Origin of the sequence: Microbacterium sp. NPDC076911, from assembly GCF_040687125.1 — a bacterium.
Taxonomy (GTDB): domain Bacteria; phylum Actinomycetota; class Actinomycetes; order Actinomycetales; family Microbacteriaceae; genus Microbacterium.
On the sequence record NZ_JBFBMP010000004.1, the window covers coordinates 179013 to 205306 of the forward strand.

At 61.9% G+C, this 26294-nt stretch carries 22 protein-coding genes; 5 read left to right on the forward strand and 17 right to left on the reverse strand.

Translation table 11 applies throughout. The features are described 5' to 3' along the window. Position 1 precedes the first annotated feature (1 nt). The 17 genes from AB0O81_RS07790 to AB0O81_RS07870 form a co-directional block, all read right to left on the reverse strand. Complete coding sequence (locus tag AB0O81_RS07790; protein WP_363582945.1) at positions 2 to 907, reverse strand: allantoinase; 906 nt, start codon at positions 905 to 907, stop codon at positions 2 to 4. After that, the gene (locus AB0O81_RS07795) at positions 900 to 2354 is read right to left on the reverse strand and encodes an NAD(P)/FAD-dependent oxidoreductase (protein WP_363582947.1); all 1455 of its coding nucleotides are present in this window, start codon (positions 2352 to 2354) and stop codon (positions 900 to 902) included. Before AB0O81_RS07795 ends, AB0O81_RS07790 begins: the two co-directional genes overlap by 8 nt. Then, positions 2351 to 3733 carry an amidase gene (locus tag AB0O81_RS07800; RefSeq protein WP_363582949.1) on the reverse strand — a complete coding sequence of 461 codons (1383 nt, stop codon included), beginning with the start codon at positions 3731 to 3733 and terminating at the stop codon, positions 2351 to 2353. The genes AB0O81_RS07795 and AB0O81_RS07800 overlap by 4 nt, the downstream gene beginning before the upstream one ends. Further along, positions 3730 to 4608 (reverse strand): polysaccharide deacetylase family protein, encoded by an 879-nt coding sequence (locus tag AB0O81_RS07805; RefSeq protein ID WP_363582951.1) that lies wholly within the window; start codon positions 4606 to 4608, stop codon positions 3730 to 3732. The genes AB0O81_RS07800 and AB0O81_RS07805 overlap by 4 nt, the downstream gene beginning before the upstream one ends. After that, the gene (locus AB0O81_RS07810; protein WP_363582953.1) at positions 4605 to 5786 is read right to left on the reverse strand and encodes an amidase; all 1182 of its coding nucleotides are present in this window, start codon (positions 5784 to 5786) and stop codon (positions 4605 to 4607) included. The genes AB0O81_RS07805 and AB0O81_RS07810 overlap by 4 nt, the downstream gene beginning before the upstream one ends. Continuing rightward, entirely contained in the window at positions 5783 to 6442 is a 660-nt protein-coding gene (locus AB0O81_RS07815; protein ID WP_363582955.1) for an FCD domain-containing protein, read from the reverse strand. Before AB0O81_RS07815 ends, AB0O81_RS07810 begins: the two co-directional genes overlap by 4 nt. Continuing rightward, positions 6435 to 7868, reverse strand: a complete 1434-nt coding sequence (locus AB0O81_RS07820) for a 4-hydroxyphenylacetate 3-hydroxylase N-terminal domain-containing protein (RefSeq protein ID WP_363582957.1) — start codon at positions 7866 to 7868, stop codon at positions 6435 to 6437. Before AB0O81_RS07820 ends, AB0O81_RS07815 begins: the two co-directional genes overlap by 8 nt. A gap of 140 nt (positions 7869 to 8008) precedes the next feature. Beyond that, positions 8009 to 8971 (reverse strand): hypothetical protein, encoded by a 963-nt coding sequence (locus tag AB0O81_RS07825; protein WP_363582959.1) that lies wholly within the window; start codon positions 8969 to 8971, stop codon positions 8009 to 8011. 23 nt (positions 8972 to 8994) lie between these two features. After that, entirely contained in the window at positions 8995 to 9918 is a 924-nt protein-coding gene (locus AB0O81_RS07830; RefSeq protein WP_363582961.1) for a GntR family transcriptional regulator, read from the reverse strand. Then, complete coding sequence (locus AB0O81_RS07835; protein WP_363582963.1) at positions 9915 to 10913, reverse strand: methyltransferase; 999 nt, start codon at positions 10911 to 10913, stop codon at positions 9915 to 9917. Before AB0O81_RS07835 ends, AB0O81_RS07830 begins: the two co-directional genes overlap by 4 nt. A 26-nt stretch (positions 10914 to 10939) precedes the next feature. Next, the gene (locus AB0O81_RS07840) at positions 10940 to 12523 is read right to left on the reverse strand and encodes an NAD(P)/FAD-dependent oxidoreductase (protein ID WP_363582965.1); all 1584 of its coding nucleotides are present in this window, start codon (positions 12521 to 12523) and stop codon (positions 10940 to 10942) included. Further along, positions 12520 to 13905, reverse strand: coding sequence for an amidohydrolase family protein (locus AB0O81_RS07845; protein WP_363582967.1), 1386 nt, complete (start codon positions 13903 to 13905; stop codon positions 12520 to 12522). The genes AB0O81_RS07840 and AB0O81_RS07845 overlap by 4 nt, the downstream gene beginning before the upstream one ends. Continuing rightward, on the reverse strand, positions 13902 to 15161 hold the full coding sequence (locus AB0O81_RS07850) for an aspartate aminotransferase family protein (RefSeq protein WP_363582969.1): 1260 nt from the start codon (positions 15159 to 15161) through the stop codon (positions 13902 to 13904). The genes AB0O81_RS07845 and AB0O81_RS07850 overlap by 4 nt, the downstream gene beginning before the upstream one ends. Positions 15162 to 15171: 10 nt before the next feature. Beyond that, positions 15172 to 16587 (reverse strand): aldehyde dehydrogenase family protein, encoded by a 1416-nt coding sequence (locus AB0O81_RS07855; RefSeq protein ID WP_363582971.1) that lies wholly within the window; start codon positions 16585 to 16587, stop codon positions 15172 to 15174. Next, positions 16584 to 17654: a hypothetical protein gene (locus AB0O81_RS07860; protein ID WP_363582973.1), complete on the reverse strand. Its 1071-nt coding sequence runs from the start codon at positions 17652 to 17654 to the stop codon at positions 16584 to 16586. The genes AB0O81_RS07855 and AB0O81_RS07860 overlap by 4 nt, the downstream gene beginning before the upstream one ends. Continuing rightward, on the reverse strand, positions 17651 to 19033 hold the full coding sequence (locus AB0O81_RS07865) for an amidohydrolase family protein (protein ID WP_363582975.1): 1383 nt from the start codon (positions 19031 to 19033) through the stop codon (positions 17651 to 17653). Before AB0O81_RS07865 ends, AB0O81_RS07860 begins: the two co-directional genes overlap by 4 nt. After that, complete coding sequence (locus AB0O81_RS07870) at positions 19033 to 19893, reverse strand: carbon-nitrogen hydrolase family protein (protein ID WP_363582977.1); 861 nt, start codon at positions 19891 to 19893, stop codon at positions 19033 to 19035. Before AB0O81_RS07870 ends, AB0O81_RS07865 begins: the two co-directional genes overlap by 1 nt. Positions 19894 to 20306: 413 nt before the next feature. Between AB0O81_RS07870 and AB0O81_RS07875 the strand changes: the two genes are divergently transcribed. The 5 genes from AB0O81_RS07875 to AB0O81_RS07895 are packed head-to-tail and all read left to right on the forward strand — an operon-like array spanning position 20307 to position 26278. Then, the gene (locus AB0O81_RS07875) at positions 20307 to 21350 is read left to right on the forward strand and encodes a BMP family ABC transporter substrate-binding protein (RefSeq protein ID WP_363582979.1); all 1044 of its coding nucleotides are present in this window, start codon (positions 20307 to 20309) and stop codon (positions 21348 to 21350) included. Between the two features lie 25 nt (positions 21351 to 21375). Further along, positions 21376 to 22884, forward strand: coding sequence for an ABC transporter ATP-binding protein (locus tag AB0O81_RS07880; RefSeq protein WP_363582981.1), 1509 nt, complete (start codon positions 21376 to 21378; stop codon positions 22882 to 22884). Beyond that, complete coding sequence (locus AB0O81_RS07885) at positions 22881 to 24032, forward strand: ABC transporter permease (RefSeq protein ID WP_363582983.1); 1152 nt, start codon at positions 22881 to 22883, stop codon at positions 24030 to 24032. Before AB0O81_RS07880 ends, AB0O81_RS07885 begins: the two co-directional genes overlap by 4 nt. Further along, a complete protein-coding gene (locus tag AB0O81_RS07890) occupies positions 24029 to 25264 on the forward strand; it encodes an ABC transporter permease (RefSeq protein WP_363582985.1) in 1236 nt (411 codons plus the stop codon). The genes AB0O81_RS07885 and AB0O81_RS07890 overlap by 4 nt, the downstream gene beginning before the upstream one ends. Before the next feature lie 3 nt (positions 25265 to 25267). After that, a complete protein-coding gene (locus AB0O81_RS07895; protein ID WP_363582987.1) occupies positions 25268 to 26278 on the forward strand; it encodes a queuosine salvage family protein in 1011 nt (336 codons plus the stop codon). The last annotated feature ends 16 nt before the right edge of the window (positions 26279 to 26294 follow it).

The window sequence follows — 26294 nt, forward strand, 5'->3', positions numbered from 1 at the left end:
CTCAGCGCGCCCCGCCTTGGGCCGAGGGATGGATAGCTCGCCAGTGCGTAGCGATATCTTCCCGACGTGCGACCCACACGTCTTCGTGGCTAGCGACGTAGTCAAGAAAGCGGCCGAGCCCCGCCGCTCTCGCGGGATGCCCGCTGACTCGTGGATGAATACTCACCATCATCATGCCGGGGCTATACGCACCCTCCGCGTACATCACGTCAAAGGCATCCTTCAAATATGCGTAGGCGTCGTCGCTGGTCGCCCACCAGCCTTTGGTGTACTTGTTGTCATTGTTTGAAAAGGTGTGCGGCACAACAAGATGGGGTTGGCCGTCAACCTGAGTCCAGTAGGGCAACTCATCATCGTATGCATCCGAGTCGTAAGAAATACCGTGCGCAGAAACAAGGGCGCGTGTGTTCACGCTCGGCCCGTACCGGCAGTACCAACCTGACGGGCGCGCACCCCACGTCTGCTCGAAAGACTCCAACGCTCGCTCCATGTGCTCGCGTTCGGTTGCTTCGTCCAGCAGGTAGTGGCGCGTGAACCGCCAGCCATGCCCCAGAAGATCGAAGCCCGCCTCCCGAAAGAGAGGCGCGACCAGAGGGTTGCGCTCGAGCGCAACCGCACACGCCGACAGAGTCCCGGCCATTGCACGCTCCTCGAACATCCGCAGAATCCGCCAGACACCGACCCTCGCCCCATATGCCATCAGGGACTCGGCAGCGAGATCGCGACCTATTACGTCGCTCCCGGCGGGAACACCATCGGTGAGCGGCGCCTCGCTGTGATCGAAGCCATCGGGCGTGGACTCCTCGGCACCCTCCTCGTAGTTGACAGTGAAATTCACCGCGAGCCGAGCGCCGCCCGGCCACTGCGGATCAGGTCTGTGCGCGCCGTATCCGACGAGATCACGCACTTCGAGAGTCCTCGGGCCGGCCTAGGTCGACCAGCTCAGGTGTGTCATAGGAGTGATAGCTGTCGAAGAAGTCGTCAGCGTCTTCGACGAAGAGCGATCTGCTCACCGCTTCTCCCAGACGTCGTGTTCCTGCACCAAGTCCCGAGTTCATGTTGCCGTTGAGTCCCATCGAGAGCTTCGCGCCGTAGGTGAAATCGTAGACGCGGCTCACCCACCCGTCGACTTCGGAGTTCTTCGGCAAGAACTCGAAGCCGCCGCCGAGGTACGGGTACTCCCCCAAAGAAGCATCCGCCCACTCCTGCGGGGGCTCGTAGCGGTCGCGCCAGCGTGCAACCCGAGGGGCGAGTTCTGCCAGCTCGGGTCGGGCAGCGAGATCAACCGAAGGACCCGTCCCCGCGATGACATGGTCGAAGCGATAGACCCCTGATGGCGTACAGACTTCAATTTCATCATCGACGAGGGCGACCGAAGTCCACGGCGATGAGACGTGCCAAGTGAACTCGTCAAAGCGAGTGCAGCGATACCACGTGTACTGGGGCACCGGTTGGTTGGTCTGTTGAAACCTTGCCGTGAACCGCCATTTGTCGGCGTCGCACAGATCCGGAAAGTGAGCTCCAAATCCATAGAATTCCATCCATCGAAACGGGTTGACCCGCGGTACCACGGCCCTTCGATAAAACAGGTCCACGGAAGCTGCACCAGATTCCAAAGCTGAGCCTGCGTAGTCGAAAGCGGAAGCTCCGCCACCAAGAACACCCACTCGCTTGCCGCGCATCGACTCCATATCGACCTGCTCGCCCGTGTGGTTGTAACGATCAGCGGGAAGCGCGTCGCTGAGAATCTTCGGCACTGTCCACCGGCCGTTTCCTGCCATGCCCGTAGCCAGCACAACTCGCCGCGCGTACGTCACGCGGTTGACACCTTCAGGGCTTTCTGACGACACCGCAATCAGGTCGTCGGCGGGTGAGATGCCAGTGACGCGAGTGTGGTTTCGAACCTGCGCTCCAGTGACCGCACGGAACCACACCAGATACTCTTGCCACCGCTCTTTTTCGATGAATCGCAACTCTTCCCACGCCTCGTCGCCATACTGAGCGCGGTACCACGCCTCGGCGGTGAGTGAGGGAACTCCCTGATCGGGACCGGCGAGGTATTTCGGCGTGCGCAGCGTGTGCATTTTGGCGTACGTGATCCATGGCCCCTCGCTGCCCTTCTCGCCTTCGTCCCAGATCTCGACGTTCGTGATCGCGCGCCTCCGGAGCGCAAAAGCCAGCGCGAGCCCTGCTTGACCTGCCCCGACGATCAAGACATCACGGACGCTCTCGCCGTCATGTTCACGCGGCGCCAACCACTCGGGCGTGGGATAGGCAGTAACAGCGACCTCGCGAGCAACAGCTTCTTCGAGCAGGCGCACGCGCTCCACTCCCGCGCTCATGTTCGTGCTCATTCTGTTCCTTTCGTGCAGTCAGATAAACCGACACTGTGGCCCGAAAACGCGGCGTCGATAGTGCGCGCGAGAGCGAAAAGCTCCTCGTCACGATCCTCGAACCCGATGAGCTGCAACCCCAGGGGCATGCCATCGACGTGCATAACGGGCAATGACATAGCGGGAAGACCAAGAAAACTCGAAGTAGCCGGCATCGTCCTGCTTCCGGTGCGCGCGTGTCCCGCAGGTGCGGGATTCACTGTCGCGAGCGTCGCCAGCACGTCGACAGAATCAGCGAGCTGAGCGTGGGCAGCACGCAAACGCGCCCTCAGCTCATACGCCGCGGCGAGGTCCTCGGTGTCAAGAGTGCGCGCGCGGGTGACAAGCTCCGCAAGCCGCGGGTCTTCCTCCGGGTCTGGCCGATTAACGTACTGCGCCAGGATCGGCGCGCTCTCTGCTGCAAAGATGTCGAACATTCGATCCGTCGAGCCTCGAACGAGCGAGTCAAACGCTGCAAGATCCTCGGATTGCACCGGCGTGACGCCGTGCATCCCCACGCCCGTCAGATGTCTCCGGACGCGGTTCAACGCCGCCCAGCTCGCGGGGTCGGGCTCTTCGCCTGCGTCGAGGCGCACCCAGCCAATTCGAACACTCGTCGGCGCCGGCGCGGGCAATCGATCGGTAGTGCGCGCTGCGATCACCGCGTCGACTCGCTCAATATCGTTCACCGAAGCAGCGATGACTCCGACATCATCAAGGGTCTCGGCGAGCGGGTGCACGCCGTCCATGGGGTAGCGCCCGTGCGAAGGCTTGTAGCCGTAGGCACCGCAATACGAGGCAGGCCGAAGGGTCGAGGCGCCCGTCTGCGTAGCAAGCGCCACGGGAACAAATCCGGCGCCGACTGCAGCGCCAGAACCCGCAGAGCTGCCGCCGGGGGTGTGCTCCAACCGATGCGGGTTTGCCGTGACAGTCGTGGTTCCGCACGCGAAGGGAGTACTGGTGGTCATTCCGAGAACGAGCGCACCGGCGTCGACGAGACGTTGCAGACACGTCGCATTTCGCGTTGGGCGGCGCTCCCGATACAGCGTTGATCCGTGTTCGGTGGGAAAGTCAGCGCTATCGATGATCTCCTTCACTGCAACGGGCATTCCCGCGAGCGGTGCCACAGCTTTGCCGTCGCGGGAATCCCGCGCAGCCTTCTCGATGCTCTCGCGCAGCTGACGCTCGTTCCGGTGAGTAAACGCGCGGATCTCATGCTCAAACTGCTCAAGGCGCAGGACGCTGCCCGCAAAATAGTCGTCGGCGGATGAACTCCCCCGCCACGGCCGTAGTCGAGCCCGTTTCTGCACAGCACTTTTCTGGTTCTCGATAGCGCCTATCTGGTTCTGGACCGCGGTCATATGGGCACCTCAGTGCGATACCAATCCGCCAACTCTGAAGACGTCACCGCCCGACATTGCGGAGATCGAACGATGAGATCGACGATCTGTTCAATTTCTGCAATGCGATGTGCAACGCCCACGATGTGGGGATGAAGCCCAATTGGCAACACGACTGTGCCATCGATGCTCTCTTGGCTCAGTCTGTCGAGCGTGCGCTCCACCCTCTTCAAGAACGAGCCATCAGGTTGGTGCTGTATCTGATACACCGTCACATCGTTGTTTTCCAACGTGTAGGGCAGCCCGAGCATGGGCTCGCCGCCGGTCTCAAGCCACACTGGGCGGTCGTCAATCATCCAGTCGTGTGTGAATTCGATGCCGTGGGCGCGCTGAAGACGCAGCGTGTCGTCGGTCTGGTTCATTCCTGGACTGAGCCAGCCGCGCGGCGCGACGCCGAACCGCTGCCGGAGCTGAGCTATCGCGCCGGAAACGGCCGTCTCCTCGTCGGCAACTGATTGCACGCTCTCTTGGCGCACGCCATGCCCCACGATCTCCCATCCCTGCCGTTCAATGAGATCGATGGCTGCGGGGTACTCGACCACTGCCGATGAATTCAGTGCCACCGTTACGCGGTCCCCGAGCGGCTGCAGCGCCTTGACGACTCGAGCGAGCCCAACCCGGAGTCCGTAAAGCACCCACGAGTGATTCGCGACGTCGGGGACGACACTCATGCCATGGGGCGCCGGAAGCGCCGCACGCGGCATGGGTTTATCAAGGCTCCAATGTTCGATGTTCACCACGAAGGTGACGAGAACTCGAGCGCCACGATAGGGCGGAAGCCCGGTGCCGTGTGCGGTGAGTTCGAAGGGGGCGGGCGCTCGCCGGCCGTCGCTCATGCGCCGATCCCATGCCGTTGCGCCCAACGCAGGAGTAACTCATCATCACCCGGCAGCCCCAGCAACGACGTACCGACGGGCGCGCCGTCGACGAGTCCCGCGGGAATACTCAGTTGGGGCAGGCCACACAGTGACGCTGGCACCACGAGAGGAAGATTGCGCGTCCGAAACTCCATCAGCTCCTCAAAGGGTGCCGTCCGCAAGGGTGCGGGGCCAATCGCGGAGGGCAAGACAGCGAGCGCAGAGTCCAAAAGCGTTTCGACGCGAGCCGACAGCGCACGCACAGCGATCTCGGCCTCTTCGATCTCTGCGTCGGTGATTTCCCGGGCCGCGAGAATGCGTTCGCTGATGCCGTCTCCAAGAGGGGGGTTCTCACGAAGCATCCACTCGCCGTTGCTCTCCCACAGCTGCCGGCTCATGAGCGGCCAGAAGGTGTCGACGAGCGAACGAAGAAACTCACCAGGCGGCGCGAGCCGCGCACTCTCAAGCGACAGGCCCCACAACCGCGACCAGCGTTGAGCGGTGCGGCGCGTCAGTGCGGCGGTTTCGGGATCCGCAAGGTCGAGCATGTCTTCGAGCAACACGATCTTCTCGATCGAACGCGGAACGACCGGCGCGTCCGCAAGAACACTCATCGCCGCCGCGAGCACATCGACACGGCGCGCCAACAGAGACACGGTATCGAAACGAGGCGCCATCGGGCGCACACCTGAAATCGGGATGCGGCCATGCGTAGTGCGCAAGCCGAAGATTCCGCAGAACGATGCAGGGGTTCGCACCGATCCGCCGGTGTCAGTGCCTAGACCCAGCGCCGCGTCTCCTGCAGCAACCGCGGATGCCGCGCCGCTAGATGATCCACCGGGAACTCGATCCAGCGCGGCGGGATTCCATGGCGTCCCAAAGTGAGAGTTGACACCGAACATCCCCGCGGCCAGTTCGTCTGTCGCCGTTTTTCCGATGATGGTGGCTCCGGCATCAAGCACTCGACCAACGGCGGCAGCGTGAGACTGAGCGGGCTGGCCGTGGAAAGTAAGAGCGGGGTTTCCCGCGCCAGTCACGTGTCCGGCAACATCGTAGAGATCCTTCACTGCGACGGTAACGCCACGCAGCGACCCCGACTCGGCCTCTGTGAGCGTGAACTGGCCGCCAGGCGAAAAGTAGGTTCCCGTCTCGGTCATGATGCGACCACGCTCTCTCCCAAATGACGCGCGAACCCACCAGCGATGTGGCTGGCGCCTAACGAACGCGCGCGTTCTTCATCGCCTGAGGTCACCGCGGCGGCGATGCGTTCGTGTTCCTCGAGAGAGGCCGCGACGTTCTCTGGAATCGTCAGCGCCCGCGCGCGGAACAGGTTGATAGAACGCGAGATGGTTTCGTACTGCTTTGCAAGAAATGGATTGCCCGATGTCTCCAGCAAAGTCCGATGAAATGCACGGTTGAGGTCGAAGTACATCTCGTGATCTGCCCGCTCGGCGGCACCCCGCATCGAGGAAAGCAGTCCTCGGAGCTCAATGTCGACGCTGCCGGTATGACGCGATGCTGAAAGCCCGCACGCCAGCCCGAACAGTGCAGATCGAATCTCGTACAGATGCCGGGCATCCGCCTCGCTGACGACGCGGACAAATGCGCCCCGATTCGGTATCTGCACCACAAGACCGTCGCGCTCCAGAGCAGTAATTGCCTCGCGAATAGGCCCTCGGCTCACCCCGAGCCGTTCTGCCAAGAGCACTTCGGCCAATCGATCACCTGGCGCCAGCTCGCCTGTGATGATCAACCGTTCGAGCTGATGCCGTACAACCTTCGGACGGCTCACCGGAGGGGCAACGTCAGTCATGATCGGTTCCGGGAAGCCCGTAGCTTGACAGGAAGTCGTCGACCAGACGCTCTGCCCGATCGAACGGATAGTTTCGGTGCGCGTAATTCTTCACTACCGCAGGCGCCCCGGAGTAGAAGCGCTCGTATTGCACGTGACGGCCGGCAAACTCGGTACCGACCGCATCCCAAACCAGCTTGAACAGCTTGACGCGATCATCAAGACCCAGCTGCTCCGACCCCATGAGTCGCCGCATCGACGCTCGCTCAGTCGGGTTCATCATGTCGGCGGCCGATGAAGGTAGCTGGATGACACCGCCGCCGACAAGCTCGCCCAGGATCTTGATCGCGCGCGGATACATTTCTGTCTGCATCCCCAGCGCAGCGTAGAGAAACTGGCCCTCGGGACGAACAACGCCCACATCATCGACATACGCGCGCGCGTACGCCGATTCAACGAACGACTCGATAGTCGTGGCGATGAGGCTCACTTCCGCCACCGCGTTCTTTACGGACTCGGACTTTTCACGCCCATTTGCCTTCGCTGCTTTGCTTGCCAGCCCTGCGATGAAGCGAAGTTTTGCCGACAATCGAATCACAGCCTGAATATTGCCGAGCTGGTGCGCAGCGGTGCCAAAGAACTGCGTTTGCAGCGCCGCTCGATTTCTGACGATGAAAACTCGCTCCCAAGGAATCTTGACTTGATCAAAAGTCACCATGGAATCTGACTCGTCGTAGCGCGCAGACAGCGGGTAGTCGAAGGCATCACCCATGGTCGCGTAAGGACGCCGAGAAATCAGGCGCAGACCCTTTGCGTTGATGGGGACGACGAACGATAGTGCGCGGCTCTCTTCACCCGGCGCAAGGGGGCGCACGCACGTGACAAACAGCTCGTCGGCAACGGCGCCACCGCTGGCGAGCATCTGTGCGCCGTCGACGATGATCCCGTCTGCTCCTTCATCGACAACCTCCACCGGACGAACGTGTGAACTCGTGTCAAGGGGGTTCGCCTGTGGCGGCACGATCGCGTTCGTGATCCACAAAGACCGAGATGCGGCGTACTCGTGAAACTCGACGACTCGATTGCCCAGCTGATAGTTCTCGTCGTCAAAAACCGCCGGGTTGCTTGCAAAGCCCGCGAGCAGACCCGAAACATGATCCGCGCCGCGGCCAATGAAGCCGTTCGTCGCCGCGGACCACTCCTCTAGCGCCGCGCGACGTGCGTTGCTCTCCGCTACTGTGCGCGGGATGGAGTAGATACGCGGGCGGCCCGTATCGGGGTCGAGCAGTTCGCTACCGGGCGAGTTCGACTGATCATAGATCGAAGCCGTCGTCTGCGCGACGCCACGAAACGCGGCGTGCTCTGCGACAGATTCCACCCGCTCACCGTCGACCCATACTTCGCGACCATCCGCCAGTGCTGCGAGGTATTCCTGACCTGTGCGCATGACCTGCCCTTTCAATTGTTGACAATCTGACTGTATTCTGAGGCGTGTTTCGCCCGTATTTCAGGCGAAAGTGCACGTGTTTGCAGAAGCCATTCGTGACTTCGTCGCCCGGCGTGCGATATTTATGTAGACAATCAGGCTTAGGTCGAGAGCAGAAAATCCTGTTCAGGACCTGCAAACATGTCTTCAGGGACGAACTCTGTGGTGATCAGTCCGTCGTTGTAGAGATACCTCATCAGCGTCCGGATCGTGTGCGAGTTCTTCGCAAATCCCATCGGCCAGGGGTCGCCCCCTAAGAGATCCTCCGATTCGCGGAGAGCCTCAAGTTGCCACGGCAACATCGTGCTGAGTGCCGTCGAATCCCAGAGGTCACGCCTCGCGACGCGCTGCGCTTCCCCGAAGGCACGATAGATGGCGGCAATGACCTCTGGGTGCTGTTCGGCGATGTCGCGTTTGAGAGCCAAGACGTGCATCGGCGGGAAGATGTTCGAGCGTTGGAAGTACCGCAATTCTTCGCCGCGGGGCGCATCGAACAGACGCGTCACTGTGTCGGACGGCCACGTTGAGGGTGCACGGGCCGTGTACAGCGCGTCAATTTCACCGTCGGCAAGCAACTGCGCCAATGACGCGTCGTTACGATGCTCGAGCGTGAACTGCGGTGGGTAGTACTGCGGGTGCTCGTCGCCCGTGCGCGCATCTTCCAGCCCTCCCGATACGTAAATGGGCGCGAGGATATCCAGGTCGTAGTACTCGGCAAAAATGCCACGCAGCCACACGGCAGCGGCCATGTCGAAGACGGGAAGACCGATTCTCTTGCCAGCAAGGTCCGCCGGTTGAGTGATGCCGGACTGCCTATTCACGAACACGCACGAGAGTCGAAAATGGCGAGACGGAAACACCGGCAGCGCGATGTAAGGGTTTCGCTCTTGCTCCATCAATCTGACAAAAGTTGCGATGGGAAACTCCACGCAGTCGAACGTGTGGTCGACGAGCTGCTGGTTGAAGAGTGCCTGCGTGGGCATGAGCGAGACCGTTGCATCGATGGGTGCCCCCTGACTGCCAATCTGCACTCGCCCGTCTGCGAGTGGAAGCACCCTGTCCATGTGTGACAGGCCAAAGGTGAGTTTCATCGTGCGGTCTCCCTGCGGCGTGTAAGTAGCGTTGCGATTCGTTCTTCGAAAGACGCCGCGAAGCGCGGATCAAGCTCCCACTCGATAGGAACGATGTTAGGAATGCGCAGCTCCCAGCCATCAGGAAGGCGGGCCGCATTGTTCAGCACCACTACTTCGACGCCATCGAGCATCGCGGGGTCATCGACACCTATGTGGAACCGCTCGATGGGCCCCGAGAAATACTGGCCCACTACCGAAGCCATCCAAGAAACGCCACGCTCGGTTGGTGCCGCGACAACCAGGCGTCTGGCATTTCTGAGGCTCACAAGCTGACGCAATGCGGTCTGCGAGGCGATGAAAGTGATCTCAACCACGTTGTCGAAGTCAGAGACGACGTCGCCGAGGTCATTGAGGTGAAACACCGGGGTAGTGACGATGTCAAACTCTTCGTCAAGTTTGCGCCCCCAAGCATCTGCCAGCAGCACCGGTTGCATCTCAAATCGCGACTGCTGCCGCACCAGCGAATGCATGTGCTGCAGATCGCGTCGATTGCATTCAACGAACGCAATGCGCGGTGCGGTCTCGATCTCATCTACCGCGTCTGCAACAATCGCCCGGATGTCGTCGATCGGGACCCCTGAGCGCCATGCGCGCCGCAACACACGACGAACCTCATCGGCGACCTCACCCTGCGAATGAGCGACGGGTGCACCCGCCGTGGCCACATAAGTGCCGGTCCGTGGCACCGTGCGCAGAATTCCGAGTTCGGCAAGTCTGCGAACGGCACGGTCGACCGTCGAAGGGTTTGAACCGAGGTCCGTCGCCATCTGTCGACACGACGGCAGTCGAGAGCCACGAGGGTACTGCCCCGCGCTGATGCGATCGAGAATGATTCGATAGACATCGTTTACGCTCATGGGCTCCATGGGGATGCTCATGAGCGTTCTCCGATCAGCACCAGATTTGGGTCGGCGACGTCGGCTCGGTGGATGTTCTCAAACCCTGCCGCCGCGAGCAGTTGGATGAGCTCATCCGACTGCCGCGCACGGCCCGGAGTCTCTATTTGCATCATGAGATCGAACAGACCTCCCAAAGGAAGGGGCGCGTCGCCGGGGATCTCCAAAATGACCACGGCGCCACCGGGCCGCAACGCGTCGACAGCTTTGCGCAATACAACAAGCGCATCTTCATCGCTGAGGTCATGAAGCAGGTGGGAGAACAGCACGCTGTCGGCGGAGGATTCCTCCACGCCGAGTGCTACGTCAGTCAATAAGTCAGCTTCGATGACCTCAATGGCGGAGCCCTCGAGCTCCTCGCGGCACCATTCCGCGACCGTAGCAAGCTCTACCAGCCGCACACGAGCGCCGCCGGCAGCCAAAGGAACGGCGTATGACCCGAGGCCACCTCCGGCATCGATCACGTCACGTCCCTCACCAAGCTCCGGGACCCTCGTCAAATCTGCGCCGATCAACCGGGCCAGTGTGACGAGGGCTCTCAAGAAGCTGCGTGTCGCAGAAGGGTCATCAGCGAGACGCGTGCGCCACGGCGCGATGATCGGTGTTCCAGTGCGCACCGTCTTTTCGAGGCTCTGCCACTGAGTTGCGAGGTAGGCCTCTTTGCGCACCAGATCAACCAGAGCTCCGCCCGCGGCAAGTTCAACAGCGGCGCCGGCAAGCCGGTAGTGAGGTTCGGCATTGTCACCGATATCTCGGTGCAAGAAACCCATACCGCTGAGCGCGTCGAGCAAACTTCGCGTCGGAACAGGGTGCGTCTCGCACGCCTCTGCAACGTCGACCGATGTCTGGCGGCCCGAAGCCAAGGCTGTGAACAGGCCGGTCTCAACGCCGGTTGAGACCGCTGCGGCCTGCTGATAGGCCGTGATGGTGTTGAGGACTCCGTAGGAATCTAGGGGGAACTGAGACTTCTCACTCATGCCTGGCTCTTTCTCTGTGGAGCCATTCACGGCCGGCTCCCTTGACGTAACTGGAGGTATGAGCGCATCGCCGACCAGAGCCCGCTGGCTTCCGAGCTGACATCGCGCAGCACTCCTCGAGGGTTTCGATGCGACCCCAGGTCGCGCATCAGCGCACGAGCCGAAGACCGGCCAGAAGCGCCAGAAAGCCCGCCTCCCGGATGAGTGCCTGCTCCCGCGAGATACAGCCAGGGAACCTCGGTGCGATGGCCAGCAGCACCGGCCGGCCGCCACCCGAACATCTGGTCGATGGTCAGGTCGGTGTGGTTGGGGTTGCCGGTGCCACCGATCCGCTGCTGCCAGGTCGTCGGGCCCGAAACGATCACTTCTGCTCCGTCGCCCGCGAGATCGACGTCGAGCTGTTGAGATACAGCATCGACGACGACGCGCCCGGCGCGTTCTTCTGCACGCGTTGTCCATGCCCCTTTGTCACGGTGCAAGGGCACGACAGAACTGATCCAGGTGGCGCTGTAGCGTGCGTCATCCTGTGGGATGTTGGCCACCATCGCCCATGGGCTCTTTGGCACCCGCCCAGCGACGATGTCGCCGAAACCCCGGCGAAGGTCACCGGTTTTGTTCTGAATGAAAGTGATCGCGTCGGGTCCACCCGGAAGCTCGGGTGACGGCCCGGTACGGGCGATCGACACGGTCATCTCCGACACGTTGAACCCACCCGACATGGTGGTCCGCGCGGTTTTGGCCATCTGCGCTGGCGGGTCTTCCAACAGTGAGGTCGTGCGCACGATATCAATCGTTGAAATGATGCGATCTGCGCACACGCTGTCTCCGGTCGACAGATCGAGCCACACTGCCGCATCTCTCTCACGAATGCGCGTGACCGCGGTATCGACGAGCACACGCCCACCCGCGGATTCGAGAGCGGCGCGCAGCGCAACGGCGAGTGCTCGCGAACCTCCGTCGGGGCGTACGGCGGGGGAGCCATGTGAGCCCGGAAGCAACATTGCCATCGACCCCGAACCCGGTGCCCAGGGTGGAACCTGACTATGCGCTGCATACATCTCTAGTGCCGCACGGGTGCGATCATCGCCGATCGCAGTCGCGATGACACGCTCGGCCGACATCAGCACCGTGCGGAACATGTCGTCACCGCCGCGCAGCCGCGAAAGCATCGCGCCGAGCTGAGTGGGGGTGGGGGGTTCCGAGAACATCTCAAGAGCTCCAAAGAGCGCGCTCGCCTGTTCAACCAGCTCGAGATAACGGGCCTCGTCGTCGCCAAGCCCCGCGGCAGTCTGTGCGGCATCGGCATAGAAGACTCGCTCTTGCCCCTCGATGTGAAACGCCGCCATCCGGTCGCTTTCTCGCCACGAGAGGCCGAACTTGCCGAGCCCCAATTCGTCGGCGAGCGGCCTCACCCCGGCGTGATCGATGGCGCCGCGTTCGATCCGTGCCCCAGACGCTGCGGTTGCGGTCCACAGGCATCCGCCCACTTCACCGGATTGCTCGATGACGGTGACGTCATAGCCTGCACGTGCCAGGGTTACGGCGCTGACTAGTCCGTTGTGTCCACCGCCGATCACCGCGACCCGAAGATGCTCCGCCGCCGAAGTCACAGCACAGACCATCCCGCGCTGCTCAACGACGAATCACGGGCGATGCGTTGCGCAAGCGGACGCGATCGCACAATCTGGTCTCGCTCTGACACGGTCACGCACACATGATCGTCAACCAGTCGGCGACCATCAACCCACACGGCCGAAACCGATCGAGGCGAGGCGCCATAGACAAGCTGACCGTAGGGGTCATGCACAATCGCGACGTCTACTGTGTCTTGGTAAAGCACGACATCGGCCCGTTTTCCGGCCACGAGGCTGCCCACGACATCATCGATCCCGAGCGCACGCGCACCCTCGATGGTGCCCATCTCAAAGACCGTTTGCGCATCGATCACGCTGGGATCCAAAGCGTGAACTTTCTGCAAGAGCGCTGCCGACTTCACTGCTTGCAACATGTCTTGCGAGTCATTCGACGCAGCCCCGTCGGTACCGATGCCGACAGCAATACCGGCGGCACGCAGGTCGGGCACGGGGCAGACGCCCGAGCCAAGGATCATGTTCGCAACGGGGTTGTGCGCGACGGCGACCCCGCGCGACGCCAGCAGATCGATGTCGCGACGCGTGGCCCAGACTGCGTGCCCCGCGATGAGCGGTCGATGCAGCAATCCCAGGTGCTCAGCGTGGTCGATCGTGCGCCGCCCCCACCGCCCGGCCGCAACGACGAGCTCTTCTCGCGTCTCGGCGAGATGTGTGTGGATGCCCCAGCCGTGCTCTTCACAGGCAGCGGCTCCGGCCGACAGCAACTCATCGCTCTGTCCCAAGAGCGTGCCGATGCCGTAGCGAAAGGTGACCAGGTCACTGGAATCGGCGGCCGCACGCAACGCCGCGTGCTCGTCGAGGATCTCTTCGACCGTGCCCCACGGACCCGCATCAGGGTTCGCCATGTCTTCGGCACCGAAAGACACGATGCCGCGAAGACCCGAGCGTTCCAGCCCTTCCACCACGCCCACGCTCGCGTAAGAGCCCGGGTTCGAGTGCACGAACATGTCGTTGACCGTGGTGACTCCGCTCAGGAGAAGTTCGACAGCTTTCAACGCGGTGCCCTCGGCAGCATCCTGTGCCGTCACGACATCGCCCAGGGGGCCAACGATCTTCTCCCCCCATTCGAACAAGGTGAGCTCCGACCCCATCCCGGTGGCAAGCGCCTCCGAGAGATGCGTGTGCGTGTTGACCCAACCGGGAGCAAGAATTCCCGTGCCGTCACCGACGACGGGCACACCGGAAGCACGCGCCGCGATGCTGTCAAACTCTCCGACCGCCAGAATCTGGCCATCTGCAATGTGAATCGCACCGTTTCGTACCGCACCATCGGGCCCCGCCGTCAAAACCCAGGCTGCCCGGACGACGGCCTCCTCACGAGGAACCTCGGTGGCGCTCATGACGCATCTTCCGCGACATCAATGCCGATACCGGTCTCGATGACCTCGCGCAGCACTGCGACGAACCGATCTATTTGCTCTTTCGTAATGATCAATGGCGGTGTGACGCGCACGGTTCCGGCAGAGTTCAGAACTGAACCCACAAGAACGCCTCGTTCCTGGAGCTCGCGCGCAACAAGGTTTCCATCACCAGCGACCTCGAAAGCGCACCAGAGGCCGCGCCCCCGAATGTCGATGATCCGTTCTGGATAGTCCCGCTGAACTTCCCCCATGCGGGCGCGCAAGTATTCGCCTTGCTGCGCGGATGCCTCAACCAAGCTGTCTCGAACCATCACGTCGAAAGCCGCAATTCCCGCCGCACAGGCGACCGGGTTTCCGCCCATCGTTGTGAGGTGCGAGAGCGGCGGGTCAACGAATGTCGCGAAGATCTCCGCCGTCGAGACGATTGCTCCGAGGGGCAGACCACCACCCAGCGCTTTAGCCATCGTGATGATGTCGGGCACGACATCCCAGTGCTGATGCGAGAACCAACGACCCGAACGGCCCATTCCGCCCTGCACCTCGTCAACGATCAAGAGCGCACCCGCATCCGTGGTGAGCTGACGAAGGCCCGGCAAGAAGTCGTCGGTGGGAATGCGAATTCCACCCTCACCCTGGATGGGCTCGACGATGACGGCGGCGGTGCGCTCATCAATCGCCGCCGCTGCCGCGGCGAGGTCGCCGAACGGCACAAACTCCACTTCAGCCAGCAAGGGCTCGAAGGGCGCACGCCACTCTTCTCTCCAGCTCACAGACAAAGCGCCAAGGGTGCGGCCGTGGTATGACCGTTCGAACGCAACGAACTTCGGGCGGCCCGTGAACTTCCGCGCGAGCTTCAGTGCGCCCTCGGTTGATTCCGCACCGCTTGACGTCAGATAGGCGACATCGAGACCGGGCGCAGTGACAGACGTGATTCGCTCCACGACCTCTACCTGCTCAGGAATCACAAACCGGCCGTACACATTGACGTGCGAATACCGCTGCGCTTGATCAATGATCGCGGCCACGACGTCAGGGTGGGTGTGACCGACGTTCGCCACCGCGATTCCTGAGGTCATATCGAGATACTCACGACCCTCAGCTGACGTCAGCGTGCAACCCGATGCGCTGCCAACGACAAACTCTTTGCGACCGGGAACGGTTTGAGACAGGCGCGCAACGAACCGATCACGGTACGAATCGATGGTTGCATCTTCGACCAACAGGCTGTCGCTCATCGTCTTTTCCTCAAGCTTTCGTATTCGCGTCCCACGCGGGGCGCAAGTTTCTTAACGCGATGAAGCGCGTTCGGGTCATTTCTTCGATGGTGAACCCGATGCCTTCGCGGCCGGCACCTGCCAGAGCAACGCCACCGAACGGAACCACCGGTGGCCGATAGTTGTTCGTTCCATTGATCACGACACCGCCGTAGTCAAACTCTGCGGCAATCGACATCGCCGTCGGGATGTCTTGTGTGAACACAGCGGCGGTCAATCGCAGCTGCGAGGCGTTCGCAACGGCCACACCGTGGGGGGCGTCGTCGACGGGAACAACCGTGACCACAGGGCCGAATATCTCATCGTCAATCGCCACGGCCGCATTCGTCGGCACGGATGTCAAGAGCGTCGGGGCAAACCATGCACCGTCATTTGAGGCGCCGAGCACTCGGCGTCCGCCCTGTGCAATCGCACGGTCGACTTGAGCACTCACGCGCGCAGCGGAGCGTTCATCAATGAGCGGGCCTAGTCGTGCGTTCTCAACCAGGGGGTCGCTGGGGGTGATAGAAGAAAGTGCCGCCTCGAGCCGATCAGTCAGCTCCCCCGCGATGTCGCGGTGCGCCAGCACACGCTTGGTCGCCGCGCATGCTTGACCGTTCATCAAGAGGCGGCCACGCAGGGTTTCAGATACGACGTAATCGAGGTCGGCGTCGGGCATGACCAGCGCCGCCCCATTGCCACCGAGCTCAAGGTGAAGAGGACGCAATTGCGCCGCCGTGGCTGTGGCCACACCCACGCCCGCCGCAACGGAGCCAGTCAACGACACGGCATCCACACCTTCGGCCGCGCACAAGGCTGCAGACGCGGGAGTATCTCCCGAGACCATCTGGAGCACGTCGGCTGGCACGCCTGCTTCATGCAGAAGGTCAACCACGCGACCGATTGCAAGCGGGTTCTGCGGCGGCGCTTTGACGATCACGACGTTGCCCACGGCCAGTGCTGCGGCAGCTTTTTCGATCATGAGCTCAATCGGAAAATTGAACGGGATGACCGCGACCACGACGCCCAGTGGTACGCGTTCCACGATCGTCAGGTCACGTTCCCCCCCGGGCAATGCACCGGTGGGTGCGATCGTCCCCGCCCACATGCGTCCCAGCTCAGCGTTGGCTTCGAGCAGCCGTGCGGCACCTCGCACCTCGAATCGCGCCTGCGCAATGATCTTGCCCGATTCCGAGGCGTGAAGCTGAGCGAGTGCTTCGGAATCATTGGCGATGAGCACGCACGCACGCCGCAGAATTTCCGCGCGGTCGTGAGGTGCGCGGCGTCGCCATTGCGGCAGTGCCGCACGTGCGGCTGAGACAATGCGCGCGACATCTGCGACTTCAATCTTTTCGACCGCTCCCAGCAGAGCACCGGTGCCGGGAGCGTGAATCTCATGGATGCTCACGCGGAAGCTCCCTGCTGACGTGCCGCGTCTGCGGAGTCATCGAGCCAATTCGTCAGTACCTTCAGCGCTTCAGGCAGCCCCAACGGAGTGTCATGCCCGTCTCCGCGAGCAAAGATCGCGCGCACCGCGCCAGGTGTATGCGAGCGCCCCTGAGCAGCAAGACGCACCGCCAGCTGTTCCCGCGCCGTCTCAAGCTGCCCTTTCGTTGGCATCATCGTGACTTCTGGAGCCTTCAGATCGCCTACTCCTACGAGAGCAAGCTCGACATCGTCTACTCCGCGACGGGCATGTGGAAGATTGTCCTCATCACGCCGCGCGCTACCTGCCATGAAGCTTCGGTGGGTGAGTCCCGGCGAGAGCCAGGCCCCGAAGCTCGCGTATCGGCTCTCGACGCGTGTCAATACTTCTGCGATGACTTCGGCCATGCGGTTATGCATGACGACGTAGGACTGCCGCTCTGAGGGACCCCACTTCCACGCGTTTCCCACGCCCGGCGTCGCCGAGAAGTCTGGGTGTTCAGGTGAGACCGAGGTGCCTCGTGCCTCGAAGAGTCCGGGGTCATCGTATGAAGTCGCCGGGCTCTGCGCACCTGCCCACTCGTAAGCCAAGGGGTAGGGCACGATTCCCAGTGGCTCCGACACGACGAACCTGTCGAGAACCACACCGTCCTTCTCCCACGGCGAGAGATCAAGCACGTCGGGGTCTTCTCCCTCATCCAGGACTGCGAGAAGAGCTTCCGGAACCGCTACGCCTCCGGTCGGGCGCCACCCCGCCGCTAGCAACGCGTGGTTGATGGCGCGGTGCTCCCGACTCACGGGGTACGGCTTGTATTTGCAACACGGGATGAGCAACGCGATACGTGGACGCTCCTGCGCGTCACGCTCAGGGGCCCACTTCTTCGAGACGAAGTCAATCCACGCCGCTACCCGAGGGTGATCCAGCGAATCTACGTTCTCCTGGGGCGAGTAGAAACACATCGACTCGTCGAGAGCAAACGGAGCGCGAATCTTGCGTTGCGAAGACGGCTTGCGTGCTTCATGAGTGAGCAGTGACGCATCGGCGCTCATCGATGTCCACCTTCCGCGAGGTCCGACAGATGGCCAAGCCCTGCAGCACGCATCAGTTCCCGCGCGTGCGGGCGAGAACGTTTCACCATTTCGGTCGGATCGATCCGAGAGACCTGCCCATCGCGAACGCTCTGTTCTCCGTCCACCCAGACCGCAGAGATGTCACGTGCTCCTGCCGCAAAGACGACTGCCTGATAAGGATCGTGGATGTTGGCAAGCGCGAGGGAATCTCCATCGAACAGAACGATGTCGGCGACCTTGCCAGGCTCGAGTGACCCGATCTTCTCCGACATCCGCAACGACCTCGCACCCCCGATGGTTGCCATCTCAAACGCTTCGAACGCACTCATCGCGGTGGCCTGCATATCGGTAACCCGCGCCAGCAGCGCCGCCGATTTGATTGCTTGCATCATGTCTTGTGAATCGTTGGACGCAGGGCCGTCGACACCAATGCCGACATCCACTCCCAATTGGCGAAGCTCGGCAATGGGAGCCGCGCCTGACGCGAGAATCATGTTCGACACGGGGTTATGCGCGACACCCACGTGGTTGTGCGCAAGAATCTCGCGGTCGGCACGGTCTACCCAGACGCAGTGCGCGGCGAGCGTGGGAGCGGCAAACAGACCTTCGCGCTCGCTATGCGCGATCGCGGTGAGACCCGTCTGTTGCATGGTCGCGGTGACTTCTTCTCGCACCTCCTGCAGGTGAATGTGCACGCCGTGCCCACCGCCCGTAGCGTAGTCAATCGACCGCCGGAACATCTCGGGACTTTGCCCGCCCACCGCACCGATGCCGACACGGAACGTCGAGAGGCGACTGCTCTCCGCGGCTTCTCGTAGAGCGTGGTGCTCATCAAATTCGACGTCGATGCCGCGATCCGAGCCCTTGTCTCCCGCGCCGAATGACACAACACCGCGCAGGTTGAGCTCATCTAGCGCCGCCACGACGCCGGGTGTCACCGGCGCATCGGGCCGCGGGTCAGTGACGAACATGTCGTTTGCCGTGGTGATGCCGCTGAGAAGCATCTGCGAGCCCGCCAGCATCGTGCCGAGGTAGGCCTTTTCCCGGTCCAAGAATGGCGATACCGGCCGGATGAGCGCGTGAATCCACTCCCACAGCGTGAACTGCGACGCGATGCCAGTGATCAACCCCTCCGAGAAGTGTCCGTGGGTGTTCACGAATCCCGGCGTCACGATGTCGTGCGCGCCCCCCGAAACCGGTAAGCCGGGATGGGCTGCCGTGATCGCGGCAAAAGTACCAACCTCGGCAATCAGACCGTCCTTGACGTAAACGGCACCGTCGCGGATCAGTCCTGGGGTCTCGGAGGAATCAGGGGCGGCAGTCAGAACGTACCCGCCGCGAACAATAAACTCAGTCATTATCGGTTTCCGTCGTAGTCGAAATCGTCGTCGCGAGCACTGACCAACTCGTCGTAGAGCGCTGGTCGCCGCGCGCGCAACAACCCCGGAATGGAGTCGAAAGGCTTCGGTTCGGCGAGTGAGTCGTCAGTATCGCGTAGCCAACGCGCACGCTTGAGATCTACCGTCGCGACAGCGAGCTCGGCACGGCCGGCCTCGACGAGAACATGCTCAGGTCCCGCAATCATCGCGGCTCCCTGCTCTGCCCCGTAGACATTGTTGGTCAGCGCAACGTAGCAATGGTTCTCAATTGCCCTCGCCCGCGCCAGAACCTGCCAGTTCTTCGTGAGGGCAGTGAAATGCCCACCGGCGGGCGAAAGAATGATCTCGGCCCCACGCAAGGCGAGAACACGCGTCGTCTCTGGAATCCACAGTTCAGAACAAACTGCTATTCCGATGGGGATGCCCTCGATTTCGAAGGATCCCAGCTCTGACCCGGGCGCCACGAAGCCGCCCGTATCTGCGCTAGGTACCGTTGCGGGGTGCGTGCGCTCGTAGCGAAAGACCGTACTTCCATCTCTGCCGACCACATAGACCACCAGTCGCCAGAGATCATCGGCGCACTCTTCCATCCGACTCCACACCACGTTGATGTGATGAGCAATCGCTGCGTCGGCGAGCGCCTTGCTCGCGTCATAGTTCTGGCCTTCGCGAAAAGGTCCCGGGCTGTGCTCGGGGAAGAGCACAAGATCGGCACCGCACGCGGCCGCGCGTTCGATCAACGTCACCGCGTGTGACACGTTCGCCGAGTGGTCTGGGTCGGTTCGTACAATCGGTTGCGCGATCGCGATAGCGAAGCTGTCGGGCTTGGCGGATGCCATTTTTCCTCCGAAGTAGGCGTGCACCTGTCGGCGCGGCCGGTGTCTGTCTCTTGTACCCGGCACCAGTCACGCTAACTGTCGGGCGGCAGCGTCCACTCATCGAAAACGCCTCCGAAACCCTGTTTTTACAGGGTGGTTACAGGCCGGGTATCCAGGGGCTCCTCGTCGTTACAGACAGGGACACAGAGAGACAGGCCGGCGCGCACGTCCACCTTCGACACACCCCTCTGTGCCTCTGTGCCCCCGCTCGTGACAAGCCCGGACATCCAACAGAGCCTCACGTAAACAGGCTGTAAACCCCGAGCTTTTTCTGCAAGAGAAAGCTCGGGGCGGTGCCACAGTTCTGCATACGCACCGCCATTCCGCCTATCGCTGCCTCACCGCATGGATAGGGCACTTCACGAAAGGGCACCATGAGAAATCGCACTCTGTCCACTGCGCTCGGCCTCCTCGCCGCCGCCGCGCTCGTCCTCACCGCATGTTCGTCGGACTCGTCCAACTCGGAAGAGACAACCCAGGAAGCCGAGTTCACCGTGGGCGTCGCCTACGATCTAGGCGGGCGCGGCGACGGCGGGTTCAACGACCTCGCCTACGCCGGTGCCATTGAAGCCGCAGAAGCCTCCGGCGGCGAGGTGCTCGAATCTACGGCACGTGCAGAAGACACCGACGCTGATCGCACCGCGCGCCTCGACCTGATGGCGCAGGGTGGCGCCAACCCCATCATCGCCGTCGGCTATCTCTATGCCACCGCGCTCAGTGAGGTTGCTCCCGACTACCCCGACACCTGGTTCGCAATCGTGGACGACGACACAGTCGACCAGCCCAACGTCGCTTCTCTGATGTTCTCGGCGAACGAAGGCTCGTTCCTGGTCGGCGTCGCGGCAGCGATGGAATCCACGACAGGCAAGGTCGGGTTCATCGGTGGCGTCAATATCCCGCTGATCAACGAGTTCCAGGCCGGTTTCGATGCGGGCGCACTCGCCGCGAATCCAGACGTCGAGTTGTCGGCGACCTACCTCTCGGAGCCGCCGGACTTCAACGGCTTCAACGACCCCCAGCGCGGCGCCGAAGCAGCAAACGGCATGTACGACTCGGGAGTCGACGTCATCTTCGCCGCAGCAGGTGGATCGGGTCTCGGAGTTTTCGAATCTGCTGAAACTGCAGGCGCGTGGGCAATCGGCGTGGACAGCGACCAGTACGAGACGACCGACACGCCTCTCAACGAGGTCGTCCTGACTTCGATGCTCAAGCGCGTCGATGTCGGTGTTGAGTCCTTCATCACGGGTGTTCTTGATGGCACGGCCACCGCAGGTACAACGCTCTTCGATCTGTCCACGGGCGGCGTCAGCTATTCCACCAGCGGCGACTTCCTCTCATCTGAAACCATCGCTGCCATCGACGACTTCTCCGCGCAGATCAGCGCGGGCGAGATCGTCGTGCCGACGACCGTCGAGTAGGCCGCGACAGAGAGTCCGCTTCATCATGGATCAGCCCGCAGTAGAACTCACCTCCATCACGAAGACTTACCCCGGTGTCATCGCGAATGCCGATGTCAGCATCTCGGTCGCCGCGCACACTGTGCATGCGATCGTAGGCGAAAACGGCGCCGGGAAGTCCACGCTGATGAAGGTGCTCTACGGGGCGACCCAGCCCGACAGCGGCACGCTGCGCGTCGCGGGTGAGCTGAAGAACTTCGGCTCACCCGCGGATGCCATCGCCGCTGGGATCGGCATGGTCTTTCAGCATTTCAAGCTTGCCGAGAACATCTCCGCGCTCGAAAACATCATCCTTGGCGCAGAACCCCTGCGGCGCGGGGTCGTTGACCGCGCGGCTGCACGCGCAAAGATTCTCGAGATCTGTGACACCTACGGTCTCGCAATAGATCCCGATGCGATGGTGCGCGATTTAGGCGTCGGAGTTCGCCAGCGTATTGAGTTGATCAAAGTGCTCTACCGTGGCGCTCGCATCCTCATCCTTGATGAGCCAACCGCTCTTTTGACGGTGCAAGAAGCAGAAGACCTGTTACGGCGACTCCGCGAGATGTGCGCAAACGGACTCACCGTCATCTTTATCTCCCACCACCTCGACGAGGTGCTTGCCTCCAGCGACCACGTCACAGTCATGCGATCGGGCCGCGTCGTCGCCGATGTCGTTCCAGGAGACGTTGCCGCCACTGAACTTGCCGTGCTCATGGTGGGTTCAGCGCCGCTCGAACTTCCGCGCCGGCCATCCCAGGCCGACCGCGCCATAGCGCTCGAAATACGCGATGCACATGGGATCGCTGAGAACGGTGTTCGCCTCCGCGGTATCGATCTGCATGTGGGTCGCGGAGAGATTGTCGGCGTTGCCGGAGTTGAGGGCAACGGGCAAGACGAACTCATCGAAGCCGTCCTCGGCGTTATGCCGTTGAGTTCTGGGCAGGTTCTGATCGATGGCAATGACATGGTCGGCGTTTCTGCCCTGGATCGGCGTGCGGGAGGTCTCGGTTGCATTCCCCAAGACCGTCAACGCGAAGGCCTCCTGACAGACCAGCCCCTCTGGCTATCGCGGTTGCTCGGCCACACCCACGATCCCGCGCTGAGTCGCCGCGGTCATGTTCGGGTGCGCAACGTCCGCGCGGCAGCGCAACACGTCGTCGACACCTCAGATGTGCGCACACCCTCGATCAATGTGCTTGCCTCCGCCCTGTCGGGGGGAAACCAGCAGAAGTTCATTGTGGGGCGAGAGCTTGACGCAAATCCCACCGTACTGATCGCCGCGCAGCCAACGCGCGGTGTCGATATCGGTGCGCAGCGGCAGATCTGGTCGCGCCTGATTGATGCCGCCGAATCAGGAATGGCGGTATTGCTCGTTAGCACCGACATGGACGAGCTCACCACTCTCTCTGACCGCATCGCCGTGATATCGCGCGGTCGCATTACCGCCCAGTTTGATCCCGACACGGCCACACGCGCAGCGATCGGCCAATCCATGACGGCAGGGTCCGAATGAAGATCAATAGCCACCCATTCATTCTCGGCGTCACGAGTTTCTTGCGCCGCACCGTGAACAGTCCGCGTCTCGCCACAAGCTCACTGCACATCGTCGCGGTCGGTCTCTCGCTGATCTTCGCCATGGCGCTCTTGGGCGTCGTGCTCGCGCTCTACGGAACAAGCCCACTCGCTGTCGTATCGGTCGTTGGTCAGTACGCACTCACCCCTGAGGGCACCATCGCGATCGTCAACAAGGGCACGACCTATTACATTGCGGGCCTTGCGGCCGCGATCGGGTTCCGGATGTACCTGTTCAACATCGGTATCGATGGGCAGTACCGACTCGGAGTGTTCTTTGCCGCGGTCATCGGCGGCTGGCTCTCGCTCCCGTGGTTCTTGCACATTCCGATCATGATCGCCGTCGCCGCCTGCGTGGCTGGCGCGTACGCAGCAATCGCGGGTTACTTGAAAGCGCAGCGCGGTGTCTCAGAAGTGATCAGCACCATCATGCTGAACGCCATCGCTACGGGCATCATCGCCTTCTTGATCTCCCCGTCACAACTCGGCGTTCAGGATGAGGGCAGCAACAACATCCAAACAGCACTCATCCCCGAATCCGGCTGGCTCCCCGCCATTACCGTGCCGGGCGCTGGCGACATCTACGGGTTCACCGTGATCGCCATCGCGGTCGGCTTCGGCTATTGGTACCTCACGACACGCACCAGGTTCGGTTTCCAACTCATCGCAGTCGGTTCGGCCCCTCGGGCATCACTGTTGGCGGGAATCAATCCGAAGCGCATGATTCTGCTCACGATGGTGGTCTCGGGCGTTATCGCCGGACTGTGCGGTCTTCCCGAGCTTCTCGGCTCCACGCACCGCTACGGCATCAGTTTTCCGGCGGGGCTGGCGTGGGCGGGGCTATCAATCGCCATCGTGGGCAGAAACCACCCCATCGGCGTAGCTTTCGCCGCACTCTTGTGGGCATTTCTCGAGCGATGTGCGCTTCCGCTAGACCTCATCGGGGTGCCAAAAGAGGTGATTCAGGTGGTACAGGCCGTCGTTCTGCTCGCCGTGGTCACCTCCTATGAATTGGTTCACCGTTACTCTGCGGCACGCGAACGAAAACGAGCCGCATTGTTTGCTGCCGCGAAGGAGCCCACGGCATGACGACGACATTGCATGCCTCACCAGTGCGAACAAAGTCCCGGCGCGTTCCTCGCTGGGTCTGGGTTGTTCTGATCGCCATGTCAATGCCCCTCATCGCAGTGTGGGCAGAGACTCCCGACCTCACCTCCGAGGGGCTTGCCAGCGCAACCCTGCGATTCACGGTGCCCATTCTGCTCGCAGGGTTGGGCGGATTGTGGGCGGAGCGCGGTGGAACGCTCAACATCGGCCTCGACGGAATGATGATTATTGGCTCCTGGACAGGAGCATGGGTAGGGCTCTCATATGGCCCCTGGGCAGCGCTGCTGGGCGGTGTGATCGGCGGCACTCTCTCGGGCCTGTTCCAAGGACTTCTTACCCAGACTTTTGGTATCGACCAGGCAATCTCAGGCATCGTCATCAACATGATGGCCATCGGCATCGTGCGGTTTCTTTCGTCGGTGACGTTCGCCAACGAGCCGGGCGGCAGCATCAGTCAGTCACCCACGCTTGAGCAACTGCCCCTACTCACTTTTCCCGGTGCCGAACAAGTCCTCGAACCACTCTCGAGCGCCGGCATTCTCTTCCTCTCGGACGCCGCGAACATCACTCTCGGCTTGCTCACCAATGTGTCGTACGGAACCCTCATCGCGTTTTCGCTCGTGCCGCTGACCTGGTGGATCCTGACAAGAACCCGCTTCGGGTTGCGGGTGCGGGCAACGGGTGAGAACCCCGCCGCCGCGGACTCGCTGGGAGTTTCCCCCTACCGAATTCACTACATCACACAGGCGATCTCAGGAGGGCTCGCAGGGCTTGGCGGCGCATACATGGTGGTTGCGGCTAGCTCGCTGTACCGGGAAGGACAGATTGGTGGACGAGGGTTCATCGGTCTGGCCACCGTGATCTTCGGCAACTGGCACCCGGGGGGCGTGCTCACGGGAAGCCTTCTATTCGGCTTCACGGATGCGCTCCGCACAAGACAAGAAGCCTCGGTTGGCGCGCTGTTGCTTTTGGGAGCCGTCCTCCTGCTCGCTCGCTTCATCTGGCTGTTCGCAGCTGGCAGGCACCGCGAGTCGTTTTGGTACCTCGCGTTCGGAGTCCCCGTGTTGCTGTGGTTCTTCTACGGAGATGGCGTGCCTACGGAGCTCGTGAGCATCGCGCCGTACCTCGTGACACTGCTGGTACTACTGGGCGCGCACCGCACTCTCCGACCGCCAGCATCCGTTGGCATTACCTATCGAAGATCAGAGGAATAGTCCGTGGCGTCATCTGTTGAATCCCCCGCACAAAGCGCCGCATGGGCACACCCGGTTCTCGCCAGTGCCGCTGTTGTTCATCCACTCTGTCGCGATGTGCTGCTGGACCGAGCGAAACTTGCGGCTGTCGCCGATTGGATGCGGTTTGAAGAGTTCGCCTCGCTCGAGTCGGTCGCGTCAGATCCCGCGCGGCCGTCATTGGCTAGCCCTCAGCAGCAAATCGATTTCACTCTGGTTACTGTGGCAATCAACTTCGCCTACACCGACTTCGAAACCCAGATTCCGTGGTCCGTGTCGGTCGAGGGCGTCGAGCTCATCGATGCCGACGCGATGTTCGCACGGTTTGAACAAGCCCATGCCGCGGGCATTCCGGTACTTGATGGAGCATGGCTGGCTCAGGTCGGCACAGAGCAACTCGGCGCGGTGCTTCATGGACCACGCGAGATCCCGTTGCTCGCGGAACGGGCTGCGGTGTTGCGCACGATCGGCGCTGTGCTCGTCGAGCACTACGAAGGTCGATTCTGGCGATTCGTTGAAAGCTGCGACCCACGAGCGTTCGCTGATGGCAATGGGCTGGTCGAGCGGCTCGTTGCCGAGTTTTCTCCGTTCGACGACTCGTCAGTGCTGCACGGGGAGCCCGTGACGATTCTCAAACTCGCGCAGCTGGGCGTATGGACGTTGCACCGGTTGGGGTTGGTTCATCTCGAAGATGTCGACTCGCTTGCGGTGTTCGCCGACTATATTGTGCCCGCCGCCCTGCGTGCGATGAACGTATTGAGCTATTCGCCTCCGCTCGCAGAAGCGGTCGACACCGGGCAGATCATTCCTGCCGGGTCGGATTGGGAAAACGAAATCCGGATGCAGACCATCTACGCGTGCGGTGTGCTCACCGAAGCGCTGAATGCGCGACGCCCAGGTCCAGACCTCATCAACCCACAAATCGACTATCGATTCTGGTCTGCATTCCACAACCTCATCCGACCACATCACCTAACCATCACGACCGCCTACTGAAAGTAACCATGCGCCA

Coding starts and splice junctions, on each gene's coding strand:
- AB0O81_RS07810 (WP_363582953.1), bottom strand. CDS start 5,786: ATGACCGAGACGGGAACCTACTTTTCGCCTGGCGGCCAGTTCACGCTC.
- AB0O81_RS07830 (WP_363582961.1), bottom strand. CDS start 9,918: ATGAGCATCCCCATGGAGCCCATGAGCGTAAACGATGTCTATCGAATC.
- AB0O81_RS07835 (WP_363582963.1), bottom strand. CDS start 10,913: ATGAGTGAGAAGTCTCAGTTCCCCCTAGATTCCTACGGAGTCCTCAAC.
- AB0O81_RS07800 (WP_363582949.1), bottom strand. CDS start 3,733: ATGACCGCGGTCCAGAACCAGATAGGCGCTATCGAGAACCAGAAAAGT.
- AB0O81_RS07850 (WP_363582969.1), bottom strand. CDS start 15,161: ATGAGCGACAGCCTGTTGGTCGAAGATGCAACCATCGATTCGTACCGT.
- AB0O81_RS07820 (WP_363582957.1), bottom strand. CDS start 7,868: ATGCGCACAGGTCAGGAATACCTCGCAGCACTGGCGGATGGTCGCGAA.
- AB0O81_RS07860 (WP_363582973.1), bottom strand. CDS start 17,654: ATGAGCGCCGATGCGTCACTGCTCACTCATGAAGCACGCAAGCCGTCT.
- AB0O81_RS07795 (WP_363582947.1), bottom strand. CDS start 2,354: ATGAGCACGAACATGAGCGCGGGAGTGGAGCGCGTGCGCCTGCTCGAA.
- AB0O81_RS07805 (WP_363582951.1), bottom strand. CDS start 4,608: ATGAGCGACGGCCGGCGAGCGCCCGCCCCCTTCGAACTCACCGCACAC.
- AB0O81_RS07815 (WP_363582955.1), bottom strand. CDS start 6,442: ATGACTGACGTTGCCCCTCCGGTGAGCCGTCCGAAGGTTGTACGGCAT.
- AB0O81_RS07885 (WP_363582983.1), top strand. CDS start 22,881: ATGAAGATCAATAGCCACCCATTCATTCTCGGCGTCACGAGTTTCTTG.
- AB0O81_RS07875 (WP_363582979.1), top strand. CDS start 20,307: ATGAGAAATCGCACTCTGTCCACTGCGCTCGGCCTCCTCGCCGCCGCC.
- AB0O81_RS07870 (WP_363582977.1), bottom strand. CDS start 19,893: ATGGCATCCGCCAAGCCCGACAGCTTCGCTATCGCGATCGCGCAACCG.
- AB0O81_RS07825 (WP_363582959.1), bottom strand. CDS start 8,971: ATGGACAGGGTGCTTCCACTCGCAGACGGGCGAGTGCAGATTGGCAGT.
- AB0O81_RS07845 (WP_363582967.1), bottom strand. CDS start 13,905: ATGAGCGCCACCGAGGTTCCTCGTGAGGAGGCCGTCGTCCGGGCAGCC.
- AB0O81_RS07890 (WP_363582985.1), top strand. CDS start 24,029: ATGACGACGACATTGCATGCCTCACCAGTGCGAACAAAGTCCCGGCGC.
- AB0O81_RS07865 (WP_363582975.1), bottom strand. CDS start 19,033: ATGACTGAGTTTATTGTTCGCGGCGGGTACGTTCTGACTGCCGCCCCT.
- AB0O81_RS07880 (WP_363582981.1), top strand. CDS start 21,376: ATGGATCAGCCCGCAGTAGAACTCACCTCCATCACGAAGACTTACCCC.